Origin of the sequence: Micromonospora sp. NPDC023737 (genome assembly GCF_040639715.1) — a bacterium.
Lineage (GTDB): Bacteria > Actinomycetota > Actinomycetes > Mycobacteriales > Micromonosporaceae > Micromonospora.
The window spans coordinates 1-17064 of sequence record NZ_JBFAAL010000002.1; the positions used below are offsets into that span (position 1 = coordinate 1).

The 17064-nt window shown below is 72.6% G+C and carries 18 protein-coding genes; 12 read left to right on the forward strand and 6 right to left on the reverse strand.

The annotated features are described in order from the left end of the window. Positions 1-334: 334 nt before the first annotated feature. Positions 335-1132 carry a hypothetical protein gene (locus AB0F98_RS05350; protein WP_357730825.1) on the reverse strand — a complete coding sequence of 266 codons (798 nt, stop codon included), beginning with the start codon at positions 1130-1132 and terminating at the stop codon, positions 335-337. A 78-nt stretch (positions 1133-1210) separates the two neighbouring features. Between AB0F98_RS05350 and AB0F98_RS05355 the strand changes: the two genes are divergently transcribed. Then, positions 1211-2155 (forward strand): Ppx/GppA phosphatase family protein, encoded by a 945-nt coding sequence (locus AB0F98_RS05355; RefSeq protein ID WP_357729118.1) that lies wholly within the window; start codon positions 1211-1213, stop codon positions 2153-2155. 79 nt (positions 2156-2234) lie between these two features. Further along, positions 2235-3041, forward strand: coding sequence for a sugar phosphate isomerase/epimerase (locus AB0F98_RS05360; protein WP_357729121.1), 807 nt, complete (start codon positions 2235-2237; stop codon positions 3039-3041). A gap of 55 nt (positions 3042-3096) precedes the next feature. Here the strand turns inward: AB0F98_RS05360 and AB0F98_RS05365 are convergent, their stop codons facing one another. Further along, positions 3097-3681 (reverse strand): CGNR zinc finger domain-containing protein, encoded by a 585-nt coding sequence (locus tag AB0F98_RS05365; RefSeq protein ID WP_357729123.1) that lies wholly within the window; start codon positions 3679-3681, stop codon positions 3097-3099. Between the two features lie 202 nt (positions 3682-3883). Between AB0F98_RS05365 and AB0F98_RS05370 the strand changes: the two genes are divergently transcribed. Next, complete coding sequence (locus tag AB0F98_RS05370; protein ID WP_357729126.1) at positions 3884-4804, forward strand: proline dehydrogenase family protein; 921 nt, start codon at positions 3884-3886, stop codon at positions 4802-4804. A 10-nt stretch (positions 4805-4814) separates the two neighbouring features. Here AB0F98_RS05370 and AB0F98_RS05375 read toward each other — a convergent pair whose 3' ends face one another. Further along, positions 4815-5216 (reverse strand): VOC family protein, encoded by a 402-nt coding sequence (locus AB0F98_RS05375; protein WP_357729129.1) that lies wholly within the window; start codon positions 5214-5216, stop codon positions 4815-4817. Between the two features lie 78 nt (positions 5217-5294). Here AB0F98_RS05375 and AB0F98_RS05380 point away from each other — a divergent pair, with 78 nt between their 5' ends. From AB0F98_RS05380 to AB0F98_RS05410, 7 genes are all read left to right on the forward strand, one after another. Then, complete coding sequence (locus AB0F98_RS05380) at positions 5295-6092, forward strand: alpha/beta hydrolase (protein ID WP_357729132.1); 798 nt, start codon at positions 5295-5297, stop codon at positions 6090-6092. Next, on the forward strand, positions 6085-6663 hold the full coding sequence (locus AB0F98_RS05385) for a WHG domain-containing protein (protein WP_357729135.1): 579 nt from the start codon (positions 6085-6087) through the stop codon (positions 6661-6663). Before AB0F98_RS05380 ends, AB0F98_RS05385 begins: the two co-directional genes overlap by 8 nt. Positions 6664-6829: 166 nt before the next feature. Then, a complete protein-coding gene (locus AB0F98_RS05390) occupies positions 6830-8119 on the forward strand; it encodes a hypothetical protein (RefSeq protein ID WP_357729137.1) in 1290 nt (429 codons plus the stop codon). Positions 8120-8582: 463 nt separating this feature from the next. After that, a complete protein-coding gene (locus AB0F98_RS05395) occupies positions 8583-8792 on the forward strand; it encodes a helix-turn-helix domain-containing protein (protein WP_076466789.1) in 210 nt (69 codons plus the stop codon). A gap of 342 nt (positions 8793-9134) precedes the next feature. Continuing rightward, complete coding sequence (locus AB0F98_RS05400) at positions 9135-9236, forward strand: AURKAIP1/COX24 domain-containing protein (RefSeq protein WP_007465623.1); 102 nt, start codon at positions 9135-9137, stop codon at positions 9234-9236. A 120-nt stretch (positions 9237-9356) separates the two neighbouring features. Then, positions 9357-10430 (forward strand): NAD-dependent epimerase/dehydratase family protein, encoded by a 1074-nt coding sequence (locus AB0F98_RS05405; protein WP_357729141.1) that lies wholly within the window; start codon positions 9357-9359, stop codon positions 10428-10430. Between the two features lie 56 nt (positions 10431-10486). Next, complete coding sequence (locus AB0F98_RS05410) at positions 10487-11449, forward strand: lysophospholipid acyltransferase family protein (RefSeq protein WP_357730828.1); 963 nt, start codon at positions 10487-10489, stop codon at positions 11447-11449. A 21-nt stretch (positions 11450-11470) separates the two neighbouring features. On the opposite strand, the gene AB0F98_RS05415 is transcribed toward AB0F98_RS05410, so the two are convergent. The 3 genes from AB0F98_RS05415 to AB0F98_RS05425 form a co-directional block, all read right to left on the reverse strand. Beyond that, a complete protein-coding gene (locus AB0F98_RS05415) occupies positions 11471-12343 on the reverse strand; it encodes an HAD-IB family hydrolase (RefSeq protein WP_357729144.1) in 873 nt (290 codons plus the stop codon). Between the two features lie 85 nt (positions 12344-12428). Continuing rightward, on the reverse strand, positions 12429-13316 hold the full coding sequence (locus AB0F98_RS05420; protein ID WP_357729147.1) for a DUF5667 domain-containing protein: 888 nt from the start codon (positions 13314-13316) through the stop codon (positions 12429-12431). A 280-nt stretch (positions 13317-13596) separates the two neighbouring features. Continuing rightward, on the reverse strand, positions 13597-14562 hold the full coding sequence (locus AB0F98_RS05425; protein ID WP_357729150.1) for an ECF subfamily RNA polymerase sigma factor, BldN family: 966 nt from the start codon (positions 14560-14562) through the stop codon (positions 13597-13599). Between the two features lie 575 nt (positions 14563-15137). Here AB0F98_RS05425 and AB0F98_RS05430 point away from each other — a divergent pair. Both AB0F98_RS05430 and AB0F98_RS05435 read left to right on the forward strand, forming a co-directional pair. Continuing rightward, positions 15138-16805 carry an AMP-binding protein gene (locus tag AB0F98_RS05430; protein ID WP_357729153.1) on the forward strand — a complete coding sequence of 556 codons (1668 nt, stop codon included), beginning with the start codon at positions 15138-15140 and terminating at the stop codon, positions 16803-16805. Then, entirely contained in the window at positions 16795-17049 is a 255-nt protein-coding gene (locus tag AB0F98_RS05435; protein WP_350784586.1) for a glutaredoxin family protein, read from the forward strand. Before AB0F98_RS05430 ends, AB0F98_RS05435 begins: the two co-directional genes overlap by 11 nt. Positions 17050-17064: the final 15 nt, after the last annotated feature.

A 17064-nucleotide genomic window follows, 5' to 3' on the forward strand; every position in this document is an offset into this window, starting at 1 on the left:
CCCCCCCCCCCCCGCGAGGCATCACGTTGTGTAAGTGCGGCTCCGGGTCACCCGGCGTGACCGTGTGTGTCGGGTGGGCGAGCCTGCCCTGTGCCGTTCAACGTCCTTTGCTCTGCACCCGTATACGCACCGTCGCCGTGAGCTGGCGTTCAGTGCTTTCCTCCGGTCACGCCGAACGCCCGACGCGGATGCGGAGCGTGAGCGGCGCGTATAGGTATGCAGAGCAAAGGGTGGCGGAGGAGTTGGGTCTGGCGGCCTGGCGAATCACGCTTCGTGAGGGGTGTGGCTACCGTGCGGACTGCGGCAACGGCCCCGGCGGGTCGTCCCGGGGTGATCAGGTCTGGTCGGCCGGGTGCGGGGCGACCAGACCCTGGCGGGACCGGGCCGCGCAGAGTTCGGCCAGCTTCGCGTACGCCGGGGCGCCGATCAGCGCGGTGAGCTCCGGCCCGTAGGAGACGTACATCGGATCGGTGCCGACGTGCGCGTCCGTCGAGGAGGTGCACCACCAGTCCAGGTCGTGCCCGCCGGCGCCCCAGCCGCGCCGGTCGAACTCCGACAGGGTGGACACCAGCACCTTCGTGTTGTCCGGCCGCTTGACCCAGTCCTGGTCCCGGCGGATCGGAAGTTGCCAGCACACGTCCGGCTTGTACTCCAACGGGTGCACCCCGTCGCGCAGCGCCTGGGCGTGGAGTGCGCAGCCGCCGCCGCCCGGGAAGTCCGGGTCGTTGAGGAAGACGCAGGGCGCGTCCGTGTCGCGGGTGGCGGTCCGGCGAGCCGGGGTCTTGCCGTCGACGGTGTCGTTCTCGGTCCATTTCTTGAACCCGCGGCGGAAGTACTGCCAGGTCTCCGGGGTGAGCCGCTTGACGGCCGCGCGTACCCGCGTCTCGTCGTCCGAGTCGGTGAAGAAGGCGCCGTGCGAACAGCAGCCGTCGGCGGCCCGACCGGCGATGATGCCGTGACAGCCCTGGCCGAAGATGCACGTCCACCGGGACAGCAACCAGGTGAGGTCGGCCCGGATCAGGTGGCTCTCGTCGGCGGGGTCGGCGAACTCGATCCATTCCCGGGGGAAGTCCAGCGGCACCTCGCGGCTGCGTGGGTCGCCCGGGTCGTCCACCAGTACGCGGAGCTCCATCGTCACCCGGACCAGCGTACGCGTGGTCAGGCGTCCGGGCCCGGGAGCCGCGCAAACCTGTTGCCCTAGGGTCGAACCATGCGACTGGGGGTCCTCGACGTCGGTTCCAACACGGTCCACCTGCTGGTGGTGGACGCGCACCATGGCGCGCACCCCTGGCCGGCACACTCCGAGAAGGTGGTGCTGCGGCTGGCCGAGCAGATCGGACCCGACGGCGCGTTGACCGAGGTCGGCGCCGACATGCTGATCAGGGCGGTGAGTATGGCCAAGGCGGCCGCCGCCGGCCTGAACACCGACGACCTGATCGCGTTCGCCACCTCCGCCGTGCGGGACGCCACCAACGCGGCCGAGGTGCTGGCCCGGGTCCGTGACGAGACCGGCGTACGCCTGGAGGTGCTCCCCGGCGCCGACGAGGCGCGGATGACGTTCCTCGCGGTCCGACGCTGGTTCGGCTGGTCGGCGGGGCGGCTGCTGCTGCTGGACATCGGCGGCGGGTCGCTGGAGATCGCCGCCGGAATCGACGAGGACCCGACGGCCGCGGTCTCGCTGCCGCTGGGCGCGGGCCGGCTGACCCGGGAGCGGCTGCGGTTGTCACCGGAGGACCTGGCGCCGCCGTCCGCCCAGGCCGTGGAGGAGCTGCGGGAGTACGTCGACGGCCAGCTCGACCCGGTGATCAAGGAGATCGTCGACGTGGGCTGGGAACGGCCGGTCGGTACGTCGAAGACCTTCCGCACGCTGGCCCGCCTGGCCGGGGCGGCGCCCTCCGGAGCGGGCGTCTGGGCGAAGCGCAGCCTCACCCGTACCGGTCTGCGCCAGGTGATCGGCTTCATCCGGCACATCCCGCCCGGGCAACTCGCCGAGCTGGAAGGGGTGAGCATCGGCCGGGCCCACCAGCTGCTCGCCGGCGCGGTCGTGGCCGAAACGGTGATGCGCAAGCTGGACGTCGAGAAGCTGACGATCTGCCCGTGGGCGCTGCGGGAAGGGGTCATCCTGCGCCGGCTCGACCAGCTCGGTCAGCACTGAGCGCCACCCGGGCCCGTACGGCCGCTTTGTGCTCGCTCGTCACCATGTGTCGCGCGCGCCGCAGGGCTACCCTGGCTGAGTGACGTCCCGAGTCCCGGTGCTCCTCTCCAGCTCCTCGGTCTTCCCGGAGCGGACGGCGGCGGCCTTCCAGATGGCCGCGGCCCTCGGCTACGACGGCATCGAGGTGATGGTCTGGACTGACGCCGTCAGCCAGGACTCCGGTGCGTTGCGCGGCCTCGCCCAGCACTACGAGGTGCCGGTGCTCTCCGTGCACGCCCCCTGCCTGCTGGTGACCCAGCGGGTGTGGAGCCCCGACCCGTGGGAGCGGCTGCGCCGGTCGGCCGAGCTGGCCGAGGCGCTGGAGGCGCCGACGGTGGTGGTGCATCCACCCTTCACCTGGCAGCGCGACTACGCCCGCAACTTCCGCGAGGGGCTCGGCGAGATCGCCGACCGCTATCCGGATCTGCGCTTCGCCGTGGAGAACATGTACCCGGTCCGGATGGCCGGCCGGCAGTTCGTTCCGTACGTGCCGGGCTGGGATCCGACGGAGACCGGCTACCCCGCGTACACCCTCGACCTGTCGCACTGCGCCGCGTCGCACACCGACTCGTTGGAGATGGCCGACCGGATGGGTGACGCGCTGGCGCACGTGCACCTCGGCGACGGCACCGGCGAGGGGCGCGACGAGCACCTGGTACCGGGGCGGGGCACCCAGCCCTGCGCCGAGGTGCTGCGGTCACTGGCGGGGCGCGGCTTCACCGGCTCGGTGGCGGTGGAGGTGTCGACCCGGGGCGCACGCAGCCGGGCGGTACGCGAGGCCGACCTGCGTGCCGCGTTGGACTTCGCCCGTCAGCACCTGAGCACGCCGTCCCCGGTCGACGCCTGACCCGTCCGCGCGGGGCAGCGTCGGCGACGCTGCGCCCGGGCGGACGGCGGTGACCTCAGCTGACGGGCGTCAGTGAGTCGGCCGGTACCGGCTGAGCGGCGACGGTGGCCTGTTCGCCGATCGCGGCCCGCTTGCGGGCCCGGTGCGCGGCCACGTGCGAGCGGGTGGCACAGCGCTCGGAGCAGAACCGCCGGCAGCAGTTCGACGAGGTGTCCAGGTAGACGTTGCCGCAGCGCTGGTCGGCGCAGACCCCGAATCGCGCGCTGCCGTACTCGCACAGCCAGACCGACAGACCCCAGACCGCGCCGGCCAGGTACTCGGAACTCACCGAGGCGCCCCGGCTGGTCACGTGCATGTGCCAGTCGCTGGAGTCGTGGCCGGAGATGCGCGGCTGTACGGGGAACGCCTCGAGCAGCGCGTTGATTTCGGCCACGGCGTCGGCGTCCCGCCCGGAGGTGCCGTAGTCGAAGACGTCACGTAGGCGCTTCTGCGCCCGTCGGAAGATCGCGAGGTCCCGTTCCGCGACCTCATCGCGCATCCATGCGCTGGTCTCGGGGAAGAGGGCCCGCAGGTCGTCGAGGTCGTCCAGACGGGCGTTGACGAGGTCAACGCCGGTCCGGGCGTACGCGTCGAAGTTCACGCCCACAACGGTAGACGACTCAGACGCCACGTGGCGCGTCGATGTAGTGCGGCAGAAGGTGGGTGGTGGCGCACCTCCACCACCTCGCGTTCGGCTGCCAGGGGCTTCTCCGGTCGACGCGGCACACCGACCATGCGGCCCCCTGCCGGCCTGCGGGGCTGCCCCTCCGCGTCGGGCTTCGGCCGGGCGATACGCTCGCCCCATGCTCCGTTCCGTCATCCTCGCCGCCTCCCGGTCATCCCAGGTCGAGCGGCTCGTCGCGACGGCCCCGTTCACCCGGGACGTCGTGCGCCGGTTCGTGGCCGGCGCCAAGACCGATGACGCGCTGCACGCCACCCGTGCGCTCGTCAACGACGGTCTCGCGGTCACCCTCGACAACCTCGGCGAGGACACCGTCACCCCCGAACAGGCCAACGCCATCCGGGACGAGTACCTGGCGCTGCTGCGGTTGCTCGGTGCGGCGGGACTCACCCCGGCGGCCGAGGTCAGCGTGAAGCTCTCCGCGCTCGGGCAGATGTTCGACGAGCAACTCGCGTACGACAACGCGCGGGCGATCTGCGCCGCGGCCGACGCGGCGGGTACGACGGTCACCCTGGACATGGAGGACCACACCACCACCGATTCGACGCTGGAGATCCTGGCCAAGCTGCGCAAGGACTACCCGTCGACCGGGGCGGTGCTCCAGGCGTACCTGCGGCGGACCGAGTCGGACTGCCGGGAGCTGGCCACGACGGGCTCCCGGGTACGCCTCTGCAAGGGGGCGTACAAGGAGCCGGAATCGGTGGCCTACCAGTCCGCGCACGAGGTGGACAAGTCGTATGTCCGGTGCATGAACATCCTGATGTCGGGCGACGGCTACCCGATGCTGGCCACGCACGATCCGCGACTGATCGCGATCGGCGAGGACCGCGCCCGGTGGTTCGATCGGGGGCCGGAGCGGTTCGAGTTCCAGATGCTCTACGGCATCCGGCCGGAGGAGCAGGCCCGGCTGGTCGGCGAGGGCTACACCGTGCGCACGTACGTGCCGTACGGCGACCAGTGGTACGGCTACCTGATGCGCCGCCTCGCGGAGCGCCCGGCCAACATGGCCTTCTTCGCCCGCGCGCTGGTGTCGAAGAAGTAGGTCGGCAGGCTCACCGGTTCGACCAGCCCCGGGTGCTGAGCACCAGGCGGTAGCCGTCCGGATCGGTCAGCGCCACACCCCAGCGGTCCCAGTACGGGCCGGCGGAGACTCGTGTCCCGCCGGCCCGTTCCAGTTCCCGCACCAGGTCCTCGTCGATCGGTCCGTCGAGGTAGAGCACGAGCAGGTCCTCCTCGGTGGGGGTCGGGGCGGGTACGCCGGCGACCAGTTCCAGGTGCCACTGGGCGTCCGGCCAGCCCAGCATCAGCAGATCGTGCTCGTCCGGTCCGCCGGCGGTGGAGCGCCAGAGCACGTCGAGGGTGAGGCCGCCGACCCAGAAGCGTTCTGCTGCGGCGAGGTCGCGGGTCGGGCGGGCGATGCGCAGGTGCGGTACGGCACTTCGAACGTTCGGCATGCGGTCGATCGTGCGACTTCAAGTCGAGGTGAGGTCAAGCCCTTGACGACGAAGGCTAATGCAATTAGCTTATGAGTTATGAGCGTTAGTTACGTTGAGCGCCCCGACGGGCGCATCGCGTACGAGGTGCTGGGGGCGGGCCCGCTCGTCGTCCTCTCGCACGGCATGGGGGAGCACCGAGCGTCCTGGCGGCACCTGGTCCCGCTGCTCGTCGCGGCCGGCTACCGGGTGGCCGCCGTGGACGTCCGGGGGCACGGCGAGTCCACCGTCGGTTGGCCCACGTACGCCCCGGCGGAGGTCGGTGGTGACCTGCTGGCCGTGGTCGACGAACTCGGCGGACCGGCCGTGCTGGTCGGCAGCTCGTCCAGCGCAGCCGCGGTCGTCTTCGCCGCCGCCGACGGGCCCGAGCGGGTCGCCGGGATCGTGCTGATCGGCGCGTTCGTCGAGCCGCCCAAGGCGAACCCGGCGATGCGGCTCGCCCAGGCACTGGTGCTGCGCAGTCCGCGGCTGTTCGGGATGTTCCACCGGACGCTCTTCCCGGTGACCCGCCCGGCCGACGACGCCGCATACCGGCGGGCGATGGTCGCCAACCTGCGCGAGCACGGCCGGATGGCCGCGGTACGCGGGGTGATCGACCAGGTCGAGCCGCACTGGACCGTCCGGGCGCGCGAGGTCCGGCAGCCGGTCCTGGTCCTCATGGGCACCCGCGATCCGGATTTCCGCGATCCCGGCGCCGAGGCGCGCGCCGCCCGGCGGCTCTTCGGCACCGCGGAGGCGCGCATGATCGACGGCTCCGGCCACTACCCGCACGCCGACCAGCCGGAGCGCACGGCGGAGCAGCTCACCGCGTTCCTGAAGGTGAGCACCGGTGCCTAGGGCCGGGCTCAATCAGCAGATCGTCGTACGCGAGGCGGCCCGGCTCGTCGACGAGGTCGGCCGGGAGCAGCTCACCCTCGCCGCAGTGGCCGCGCGGCTCGGCGTGGCACTGCCCAGCCTCTACAAGCACGTCCGGGGAGCCGACGCCCTGGCCCAGAAGCTCTCCGCGTTCGCCACCGCAGAGCTGGCCGAGGAGCTCATGACGGCCGCCGTCGGGCGGGCCGGCGCCGACGCGCTGCACGCGGTCGCGGCCGCCTACCGGTCGTACGCGCGTCGGCACCCCGGCCGGTACCCGGCCACCCAGCAGGTGCCGGATCCGGCCGACCCGGACCATGTGGCGGCCGGCGAGCGGGCGGTCGGCGCCGTCTACGCGGTACTGCACGGCTACGGGATCACCGGCGACGCCGCGGTCGACGCCGCCCGGACGCTGCGCAGCGCGCTGCACGGATTCGTCTCGTTGGAGGTGGCCGGCGGCTTCGGCCTGCCTCGCGACCTCGACCGCTCCTACGACGAGATGGTCGGGTCGCTCGACGCCGCGCTCAGGGCCTGGGGCAGCGGGTGGACAAGTTGATCCGGGCGCTCGGGTTCGCCACGGTGACCGTCTGAGCGGCGACCGCCGCGCTGATCCGGTTCCCGGTCACGCCGGACGATCTGTGACGCCCGCCTCGACGTCCGTCCGCAGTGACCGGTGACGCCGGCCTCGCCGGATCCACCGATCGGTGGTTACCCTTCGCCGGGTGACTGACGGTCTGGACGAAGCCGCGCCGCGCCGGATCCGGCCCCTGTGGACGGTGCTCACCCTGGTCGTGCTGCTGTTGTGCACCTGCGGTGTGCCGGCGGCGCTGCTGACGGCGGCGATCAGGGAGCCCGACGGACGGGCGGTGGTGCAGCGGGCCGGCCCCGCGACGGGCGACCCGGCGACCCAGGCCGCGCGTGACCTCGCCGCCCGGATCGCCGCGGCGCTGGATCGGCAATCCACCGCCCTGCTCGCGGGCGATCAGGCCGGCTTCCTCGCCGTTGCCGAGCCGACCGCGCACGCCGACCTGCGCCGCCGGTTCAACTCGTTGCGGGCGCTGCGGGTGACCACCTGGCGGGCCGAGGTGACCGGCCTGCCCACCGCGATACCCGACCGGCCCGGCGAGTGGCGGATGCTGGTGCGGTTCCAGTACTGCTTCGCTACGCCCGGCTGCCGTCCCAGCCCGGTCCTGGCCGGCACCCGGTGGCGCGACACCGGGCAGCAGCCCCGGCTGGTCGCTGTCGAGGAGTCCAAGTCCGCGGAGACCGGCACCCGACCGTGGGAGGTCGACGAACTGGTCGTGGCAACCGGCGCGCGAACCATCGTGGCGACGACGCCCGCGCTGCGCGGGAAGCTGCCCACCCTGCTGACCCAGGCCGAGGCGGCGGCGAAGGTCGCCGACCGGTACGCGATGGCCGGCTCGCCGCCGGACCGTTACCGGATCTATTACGCCGGCCGCGCCGAGTGGGAGCGCTGGTACGGAGGCGGCCGCCCGAAATGGACCGGCGGGTACGCGGTCAACGTCGGCGGTGGCCAGCACGAGGTGGTGATCAACGCGGACGGGACGACGCCCGCCGGCCTGGACGACCTGCTCCGGCACGAGTTGACCCACGCCGCCTCGCTGCCAGAGCAGGGCTATCCGGGCAAGACCACCTGGTGGCTGGTGGAAGGGCTGGCCGAGTACGCAGGCACCGACGGTCAGCCGGTGAGCCGCTACCAGGGCCTGGCCCAGGTGCGCGAACTGGTCCGGGGCGGATGGAACGGCCGACTGGACGACCTCGCGCCGGCCGACGACGCGCCGGCCGCGCGGGTCGCCGGTAGCTACGGCCTCGGCTACCTGGCCGTCCGGCACCTCGTCGACCGTTTCGGTGAGCAGCGAATGCTCGCCTTCGTCGCGGCCGTGCTGCACGACCGTACGCCACCGGAGCAGGCCGCCGAGCAGGTCTTCGGCGAGGACTGGTCGGCTCTGCACAGCCAGTGCGTCGCCTACATCCGCACGCTGGCCGCCTGACCACCACCGCCGCCGCCCGGCGGACGGTTCGGTCGCCTCGGGTTGTGTCACCCCGTACTTCATGATCCACCGGTGTCGGGTGGTTCCGGCGTACCTGCGACACTGGTCCCGCTCCCAGCGCGGAGCCCCGGTGCCGCGTCCGGAAGCGGCCCGGGGCACCCGCCCGGTGGCTCCGGTGGCGCCACCGGAGCCACCGGGCGCCTTCCGCCGTTCGGCTGCGTTCGGTGGCGGAGCGACTCCGGCGTGCCCAGGTCCCGGCAATGGGACGCCCGGCGTGACCGGGCGAATATCGCCTGCTCGGAACGGGTGAACCCGAGGCCGGAATCATGATCAGTTGCACGAAGGGATCGCGCCGGTCACAACGGCCCCGCTACCGTACTGGTAACACGCGCGTCGCCGGTCCGTGCGGGAGCATTCCGCCGGCACTGGCGCGTGCTGGGCATGGGATGGGGTCGGGTGAGCCATGACCGGGTCGCAGTCCGACGGTCGACTGTCGGAGGTCAAGTTCCTGACCGTCGCCGAGGTGGCGACGGTCATGCGGGTGTCGAAGATGACGGTCTACCGCCTGGTGCACAGCGGTGAACTCACCGCCGTGCGGGTCGGCCGGTCGTTCCGGGTGCCCGAGCACGCGGTGCACGAGTATCTTCGCGGTGCCTTTCAGGAAACCGCCTGATCAGCCGGGTCGGCCCGGGCATCCGGGCCTGACCGGCCACGGCGGGCGCGAGGGATGAGCCGTCGGGCCCATGGGTGCGTACGGAAAGGCGTTTCGGGAAGCGCCGAGCGGGTCGCCGGACGTCGCGGTCGGGGCCACGACCCAGCTCCGGCGGCCACATCGACGGGGCCGCGTTGGTCCTGCTGATGCTCTCCCGCTACCCTGGAACCCGACCGTGACCGCACCCCGGTGCGCCCTGACGCCCGAACTGGTCCGGTCCGTTGTCCGCAAGCGGTCGCCGACGCCCACCCGCGTGGTGGTGGCAGCCGGTCCGCCCCGCACGTTGCATCGAAAGGCTTTCGTATGGGCTCGGTGGTCAAGAAGCGCCGCAAGCGCATGGCTAAGAAGAAGCACCGCAAGCTGCTGCGCAAGACCCGCGTCCAGCGTCGCCGTCTCGGCAAGTGATCGTTGCCGGGCCGACGGCCCGGCAACGGCGTCACTTGCCACCTGTCGACCCTCGGAGGCTCAGGTGATCAGGCCGTGGTTGTCCCGGCTCGATCCCGCCTGTCGAGGGAGGTGCGGAGGATGACCCCCGGTGGCACCCCTGGTGCTCCGGGGGTTGTCGTCGTCACCGGGGTGGGTCGCTACCTCGGCGCGCACGTCGCCGCCCGGCTCGCCGCCGACAAGCGGATCGGACGGGTCATCGGCATCGATCCGTCCGAGTCCGGTGGGGAGTTCACCGACCTGCCCGACGGGGTGGAGCGGCTCCGGGTCGACGGCGGCTCGCTCGGCAGCCTCCTCGCCGACCTGGACGTCGACGCGGTGGTACACCTCGCGCTCGTCACCGCCCCCGATCCGCAGCACGGCGGCCGCGGGGCGATGAAGGAGCAGAACGTCATCGGCACGATGCAGCTGCTCGCCGCCTGTCAGCGGGCACCCCGACTCCGCAAGCTCGTGGTCCGCTCCTCGACAGCGGCGTACGGGGCCTCGTTCCGGGATCCTGCGGTGTTCACGGAGGAGACCGAGCCCCGCGAGGTGCCGCGCGGCGGTTTCGGCCGCGACATCCTGGACATCGAGGGGTACGTCCGCGGCTTCCGCCGTCGCCGCCCCGACGTCACGGCGACGGTCCTGCGCTTCGCACCGTTCATCGGCTCGACCGCCGACACGACGCTGACCCGCTACTTCTCCCAGCCCCTCGTGCCGACCGTCCTCGGCCGGGACCCCCGGCTGCAGTTCCTGCACTTCGACGACGCCCTCGAGGTGCTGCACCGGTCCGTCGTCGAGGACCATCCCGGCACCTACAACGTGGCCGGGCCGGGTGTGCTCTCCCTGACGCAGGCGATCCGGCGGGCCGGCCGGGTGGCCGTACCGGTGCTGGAGCCCGGTCTCTCCAACGCCGCGGCGCTCGCGCGTACCCTCGGCTTCGGTCGTATCGGTCTGGACCAGGTCGACCTCTTCGTACACGGCCGGGTGGTGGACACCAGCCGGCTGGAGCGCGAGTACGCCTTCAGGCCGCGCTCCACCGCCGCCGCCTTCGACGACTTCATCCGCGCCCACCACGGTCGCGCGGTGCTGACCCGCGAGCAGTTGGCCGCCGCCGAACAGGCCGTGCTGGACGGGATCCGGCAGGTGCGGGCCGCCGTCCGGGAGCGGTCGTGACCGGGGCGGGGCAGGAGCACGGCGATGCCGCAGCGGGCGGCCGGTTCGACGTACCGATGGATGCCCCGGACCCGGCCGCCGACCCGGCGCGACGCAACGGACACCGACGCACCGAGCCCGCCGCCGAGCCGGCCGGGTCGACTCGGCCGGCCGGGTCCGCGGTGGCCGATGTGCCCGGAGATCCCTGGGACCGCAAGGTGGCGAGCGGTCTGGCGTTCCTGCGCCGGCGGCTCTCCGGCGACTACGAGGTCGACGAGTTCGGCTTCGACCCGGAGCTGACCGAGCGGGTCCTGCATCCGCTGGTGCGGGTGCTCTACCGGGACTGGTTCCGCACCGAGGTGACCGGGATCGAGAACGTCCCCGCCGACGGCGCCGGCCTGGTGGTGGGGAACCACTCCGGGACGGTGGCGCTGGATGCCCTGATCCTGGCGACCGCCCTGCACGACCGGCACCCCCGGCACCGGTTCCTTCGCCTGCTCGGCGCCGACCTGGTGTTCCGGATGCCGGTCGTCTCCGAGCTGGCGCGCAAGTCGGGCGGTACGGTGGCCTGCAACCCGGACGCCGAACGGCTGCTCGGCGGGGGTGAGCTGGTGGGCGTCTTCCCGGAAGGCTTCAAGGGCATCGGCAAGCTCTACGCCGACCGGTACAAGCTGCAACGCTTCGGCCGTGGGGGCTTCGTCTCGGCCGCGCTGCGTACCGGCACGCCGATCGTGCCGGTGGCGATCGTCGGCGGCGAGGAGATCTACCCGATGCTCGCCGACATCAAGCCGCTGGCCCGGCTGCTGAAGCTGCCCTACTTCCCGGTCACGCCGACCTTCCCCTGGCTCGGGCCGCTGGGCATGGTTCCGCTACCGAGCAAATGGCTGATCGAGTTCTGCCCGCCGATCCCGACGGCACACCTGACCGACTCGGCCGACGACCCGCTGGTGGTCTTCAACCTCGCCGACCAGGTGCGGGAGACCATTCAGCAGACCCTGCACAAGCTGCTCGAGCGCCGCCCGGACCCGTTCGGCCCATGACCGCCCGGTCGATCCGCCCGGTCAGTCCGGTCGGCGGCGCCGGTGCAGCGCCATGCCGGCGCTGACCGCACCGACCAGGATGCCGGCCGCGGCGGTGGACGGTACGGCGATCTTGACGGCCCGGCGGCCGGTGCGGAAGTCGCACACCTCCCAGCCGTGCTCCCGGGCGCGGCGCAGCAGCGCACCGTCCGGGTTCACCGCCACCGGTCGGCCGACGGCGGAGAGCAGCGGCAGGTCATTGGCGGAGTCGCTGTAGGCGGCGCAGCGGGTGAGGTCGAGCCCTTCCACGGCGGCGAGTTGCCGCACCGCCTCGGCCTTCGCCGGTCCGTGCATCAGATCGCCGGCGAGCCGGCCGGTGTACGCGCCGTCGACGATCTCGGCGACCGTGCCGATCGCCCCGGTCAATCCGAGCCGGGACGCGATCACCCGGCCGATCTCCACCGGTGCGGCGCTCACCAGCCAGACCCGCTCACCGGCGTCGAGATGACGTTGGGCGAGCTGGCGGGTGCCCACCCAGATGCGGGGCGCCATCTTCTCGTCGAAGATCTCCTGGGCGAGCCGCTCCATGTCGTCCACCCGCCAACCCTCGATGAAGGCGAGCGCGGCATCCCTGGCCTGCGACATGTCGCCGGCGTGTTCCCGAGCGAGCATCCGGAACCGGAGCTGCTGCCAGGCGAACCGAGCCAGGTCGGTGGTGGTGAAGTAGTTGCGGGCGGCGAGCCCACGGGCGAACCAGTAGATCGACGCGCCCTGCATCATCGTGTTGTCCACGTCGAAGAAGGCCGCCGCGGTCGGGTCCGGTACGGAAGGTGGCGGGGCCGACTCGGCCTCCGCCCAGCCGGCGGTGTGACCGTGGACGTCGGTGCTGACCGTCACCTTCCGGCTGCGAACCACTCGACCTCCCTCCGTGAACCGGTACGCCTCCAGCGAGCGTAGCCGGACCGGGGACGGCGGGCAGAGCTCTGACGGTGCCCGTCGGTCAGCGGTCAGCGGGGCAGGTGCCGGGAGCCGGGCCGAGGCTGTCACTGGCCACCGGCGCGGGGAGACCACAGCCGAGCGCGGCGCGTAGCGCGTCGGAGCGCTCGCGGACGCTGTCGAGCAGCTCCAGCGACTCACGGGTGCGGCTCCGGTTGGTGCGGTTGGCCCCGTCGAGCAGGTCGCTGACCGCGCGTCGCTGTTCGGTCACGAACGTGTTGACCGCGTCCAGGCTCGCCGCCTCGGCGCGCTGCACGGCGGCGGCGGTCAGCAGCCGTACGCCTTGCCGGGTGTCGGCGTCCATGTCGTCGAGAACGGTGCCGAAGCCGACGTGGTCGCCGCGCAGCTCGGCGGCCTCGTCGAGCCGGGTGCGGGCGAAGTCGAGGAAGAGTTGGCCGCGGCTGACGTCGGAGCTGGCCAGGGCGAGCTGAGCGCGTTCCGTCCCGCGCTTCATGCCGTACAGCGCGTCGCCCGGCACCGCGTTCTCGCTGGCGGCCGAGATGCCGGAAACGGCGATGGCGCCGGCCGCCACGCCGACCAGGATGGCACCGCGGGCACGGGCCCGCCGCGCCGTGACCGAGGGCAGAAGCGAGCCACGAGCACCCGTGGCGCGCTCGCCGGCCGGCTCGGTCGTCGCGGTGGCCGGTGTGCCCAGCCCTTCGCGCTCGGCGGTGGCCAGCAGCATGGCGCGCAGGCCGGTGCGGAACTCCGGATCCACGTCGACCTTCGGGCGCTCGGCGACGAGTCGCTGACCGACCGCCACGAGCGGGGCGAGCTCGTCGTCGACCCGGGACCGGACATGATGCCGCCGGGCGCCGTTGGCCTCGTCGAGAAGCTGGGCGAAGCGCTCGGCGCGCCGGCGGGAGAAGAAGGCGTTGTCCACCGCGGGCACCTCCTCTCGCTGGTCACGGCCGGTCGGCCGCCGTATGGGCGACGACCGGCGGCAGCGTGACACCGCGAGATGAGGTCGTGGGCAGGTGCGCCCGCCGACCTCGGAGTGCCCGGGGGGATACCGGGGCAACCACCGGTCGCACCCGGAGAAACGGAGCGCGCCGGGCACGGGTTACGGGCCCGGCGGGGCGGAAATCACAGAAAGTGACCGGAATCACCTTGCGAAATCGGCTCGGTACTGCGCGATCGGAAATCGCGCCACGCCGGTTCCGTCGGTTGGACTACGCCTGGAAGCCGTCGGGCAGGAGGCGGGCCAGGGCACGCACGGCGCGGTACTGCAACGCCTTGATCGCGCCCTCGTTCTTGCCCATCGCGCGGGCCGTCTCGGCCACGGAGAAGCCCTGGAGGAACCGGAGCACGATGCACTCCTGCTGCTCCGGGTTGAGCTGCTTGACCGCGCTGAGCAGGGCGACGTTCGTGATGTGCTCGACCACCGCCGCCTCCGGGCTCCCCTCCGGGCCGCGATCCTCGCGGTCGGCGTCGAGCACGTCGCCCGTGGTGACCTCCAGCCGGTAACGACCGGACTTGAAATGGTCGGCGACCAGGTTTCGGGCGATGGTGACGAGCCAGGCACCCAGGTCGCGGCCCTGCCAGGTGAAGCTGCCGATCCGCTTGAGCGCGCGCAGGAAGGTGTCGGAGGTGAGGTCCTCGGCCAGTTGCCGGTTGCCGACCCGGAAGTAGACGAAGCGGAAGACCGTGTCGACGTACCGGTCGTAGATGAGGCCGAACGCTTCGGCCTCACCGGCCTGCGCCCGTTCGACCAGGGTCCACACCTCGGTCGCCGGGTCGGACGGGTCGGGGCGGCTCGGATATCCGGTGGTGCTGCCGGTGCCGGTGGGCGCGGTGGCCGCCGGCACGGCGGGCAGCACGGCCGTCTCACCCGCGGAGGGATCGGCCACGGCGGGGGCGTCGTCGACGCGGCGGCTCTGTGCGGGCATGGTGGGCCGGGGTGGTGCGGCGACCCGGCCACCGGCCGGCATGGCGTTCCCGCCGGGTACCGCGGGGCGGGGCGGCGGCTCGTTGTGCGGCCGGTTACGCAGCCGCTTGGCGGTACCCTCGCCCTGCACGGCGAGCGCGGCGCCGTCGTCGTGGCCGCCCTGCCGGGCGGCGGCTCGTTCGTTCACCGTGCTGCGGGTGGCCTGACCGGTCAGGCCGACCGGGCGTTCCGTGTAGCCGAAGGTGCTCATCGCGCGCCTCCCGTCCAGCCGGCCATCGGCCGTGCCGGTCGTACCGCTCGACCGCGCCCGGCGGGCACGCCGGGGGCGGACATGGCGGTTCCGGGGTGTGCCGACGGGCGGCAGTTCCCCTTGAGGTGCTGGTCCAATGCACTGACGGGCACGGGGGCCTCCTCGGGCTGAGGGGTGTCGACTCACGGCAAATGGGGTGAGCCGACCCGAGTGATGATAGGGGCCAACGTCACCCGCGCGTGGCAAGTCCGTTACACAGGGCCGAAGTATTTCCCGCCGTGTCGCACCCATGGCGGACCGGTTGTCCGTCGTGTGCGGTTGACTTTGAATGGTTCCGGTGGTCTGGAGTGGAACTCCAGGTCAGTGCAGTCATATAGGACGCCACCCGGGCGTGTCGGCCGGCTCGCCGACCCGCCGGCGACGGGACGGCTGCCGCGCGGTGTCGCGTCCCATCGACGAGACGCGGTTGGATCACCGATGGCACAGCGCCCCGTCCCGTTGACGGGACCGCCCTGGCGGGTGGTGCGTGTCCGGACCATGGCCGCCGCCCGGCCGCTGTGCGAGACTCAGCCACCGTGCAGGACGCAGTGAACAGAGCCGTCCCGAACCTCGCCGACCGGGTACGCCGGGCGGCCATCGCCCACGGTGACCGACCCGCGCTGCGCTGGCGCGACCGGACGATCAGCTGGTCCGAACTGGACGCCTCGGTGACCGCAGTGGCGCACGCGCTGATCGCCGCCGTCGCACCGGACCCGGGCGGGCAGCCGCCCCGAGTCGCCATCGCCCTGCCCAACACACCGGACTTCGTGGTCAGCTACCTCGGCACCCTACGCGCCGGGCTCGTCGCCGTGCCGGTCAACGCCGGCCTCACCGGGCCGGAACTGCGGCACGTGCTCGCGGACTCCGGCGCGGCGATGCTCATCGCCACCGAACGGGTCCGCGACCTCGTCGCTCCGTACGCCGGGGAACTGCCGGGACTCACCGCGGTGCACACCAGCCCGCCGGCCGGCAGCGGCGACCATGCCGTCGACCTCCCGGTGCGCGGCGGTGGCGATCTCGCGGTGCTGCTCTACACCTCGGGCACGGCAGGCCGGCCCAAGGGGGCGATGCTGTCGCACGGCGCGCTGCTGGCCAACCTGGAGCAGGTGAGCCGCATCGAGCCACCGGTGGTCGGGCCGGAGGACGTAGTGCTGCTGGCGCTGCCGCTGTTCCACGCGTACGGGCTCAACTCGGGGCTCGGCGCGGTGATCCACCACGGCGCGACAGGTGTGCTGGTGGACGACCTCGGCCCCGACATGGCGCTCGCCGAGATCGCCCGGCACCGGGTCACCGTGCTGGTCGGCGTACCGTCGATGGTGCTCGCCTGGTCCACGGCGGACGCCGACGCGCTGGCCGCGGCGATGGCGTCGGTCCGGCTGGTGGTCTGCGGCGCGGCGCCGCTGGAGCCGGCCGTGGCGGCCCGCTTCACCTCCGCCGCCGGATGTCCCGTGCACATCGGGTACGGCCTCACCGAGACCGCCCCGGTGCTCACCTCCACCCTGGTCGGTCGCGGCCCCAAGTCCGGCTCGATCGGTCGGCCGCTGCCCGGTGTCGAGCTGCGCCTGGTGGGCGCCGACGGCACCGAACTCTGGTACGACGGGGTGCCCGCGCCCGACGACGACCCCGACGGGCCGGACCTCTCGGACGCCGCGCCGGGCACCGACCCCGGCCAGATCGTCGTGCGGGGCGCGAACGTCTTCGCCGGTTACTGGCCGGACGGACGGGATGGCCCGGATGCCGCCGGCTGGTGGTCCACCGGCGACGTCGCGTACGCGGACGAGGACGGCGACCTCTTCCTGGTCGATCGGCTCGGCGAGCTGATCCTGGTCAACGGCTTCAACGTCTACCCGCGCGAGGTGGAGTCGGTGCTCGACGGGCACCCGGGGGTGGCCGAGTCGGCGGTACTGGGTGTGCCGCACCCGCGGACCGGCGAGACTGTCCGGGCGTACGTGGTCCGGACGCCCGGAGCACCGGTGGCGGCGGAGGAGTTGCTCGGCCACTGCGCACGGAACCTGGCCCGGTTCAAGTGCCCGACCGGCATCGAGTTCGTCGACGCCCTGCCGCACTCGGTGATCGGTAAGGTCCGTAAGACCCAGCTTCGGTCGGCGACCGCCACGGCCGCCTCGGTGCCGTCCCCGGCGGTGCCGGTCGACGACCCGTCGGTTCCGGCCGACCCGCGTACGGAGGTGCCCGATGGCCACTGACGCCAGGCTCACCCTGATCACCCGACCCGACTGCCACCTCTGCGAGGAGGCGCGCGCCGCGTTGGGACGGGTGGTCGCGGTCACCGGCGACCGGTGGGTCGAGTGGGACGTCACCGAGGACCTGGAGCTGGAACGCGACTACGGCGACCGGCTGCCGGTGGTGCTGCTCGACGGCAAGGAGCACGGCTACTGGCGGGTGGAGGAGGATCGGCTGCTGCGGGATCTCACCACTCCCCAGCTGTGAGCGGGGCCGGGTAGC

Coding starts and splice junctions, on each gene's coding strand:
- AB0F98_RS05350 (WP_357730825.1), bottom strand. CDS start 1,132: ATGGAGCTCCGCGTACTGGTGGACGACCCGGGCGACCCACGCAGCCGC.
- AB0F98_RS05355 (WP_357729118.1), top strand. CDS start 1,211: ATGCGACTGGGGGTCCTCGACGTCGGTTCCAACACGGTCCACCTGCTG.
- AB0F98_RS05370 (WP_357729126.1), top strand. CDS start 3,884: ATGCTCCGTTCCGTCATCCTCGCCGCCTCCCGGTCATCCCAGGTCGAG.
- AB0F98_RS05375 (WP_357729129.1), bottom strand. CDS start 5,216: ATGCCGAACGTTCGAAGTGCCGTACCGCACCTGCGCATCGCCCGCCCG.
- AB0F98_RS05380 (WP_357729132.1), top strand. CDS start 5,295: ATGAGCGTTAGTTACGTTGAGCGCCCCGACGGGCGCATCGCGTACGAG.
- AB0F98_RS05395 (WP_076466789.1), top strand. CDS start 8,583: ATGACCGGGTCGCAGTCCGACGGTCGACTGTCGGAGGTCAAGTTCCTG.
- AB0F98_RS05400 (WP_007465623.1), top strand. CDS start 9,135: ATGGGCTCGGTGGTCAAGAAGCGCCGCAAGCGCATGGCTAAGAAGAAG.
- AB0F98_RS05405 (WP_357729141.1), top strand. CDS start 9,357: ATGACCCCCGGTGGCACCCCTGGTGCTCCGGGGGTTGTCGTCGTCACC.
- AB0F98_RS05410 (WP_357730828.1), top strand. CDS start 10,487: ATGGATGCCCCGGACCCGGCCGCCGACCCGGCGCGACGCAACGGACAC.
- AB0F98_RS05425 (WP_357729150.1), bottom strand. CDS start 14,562: ATGAGCACCTTCGGCTACACGGAACGCCCGGTCGGCCTGACCGGTCAG.
- AB0F98_RS05435 (WP_350784586.1), top strand. CDS start 16,795: ATGGCCACTGACGCCAGGCTCACCCTGATCACCCGACCCGACTGCCAC.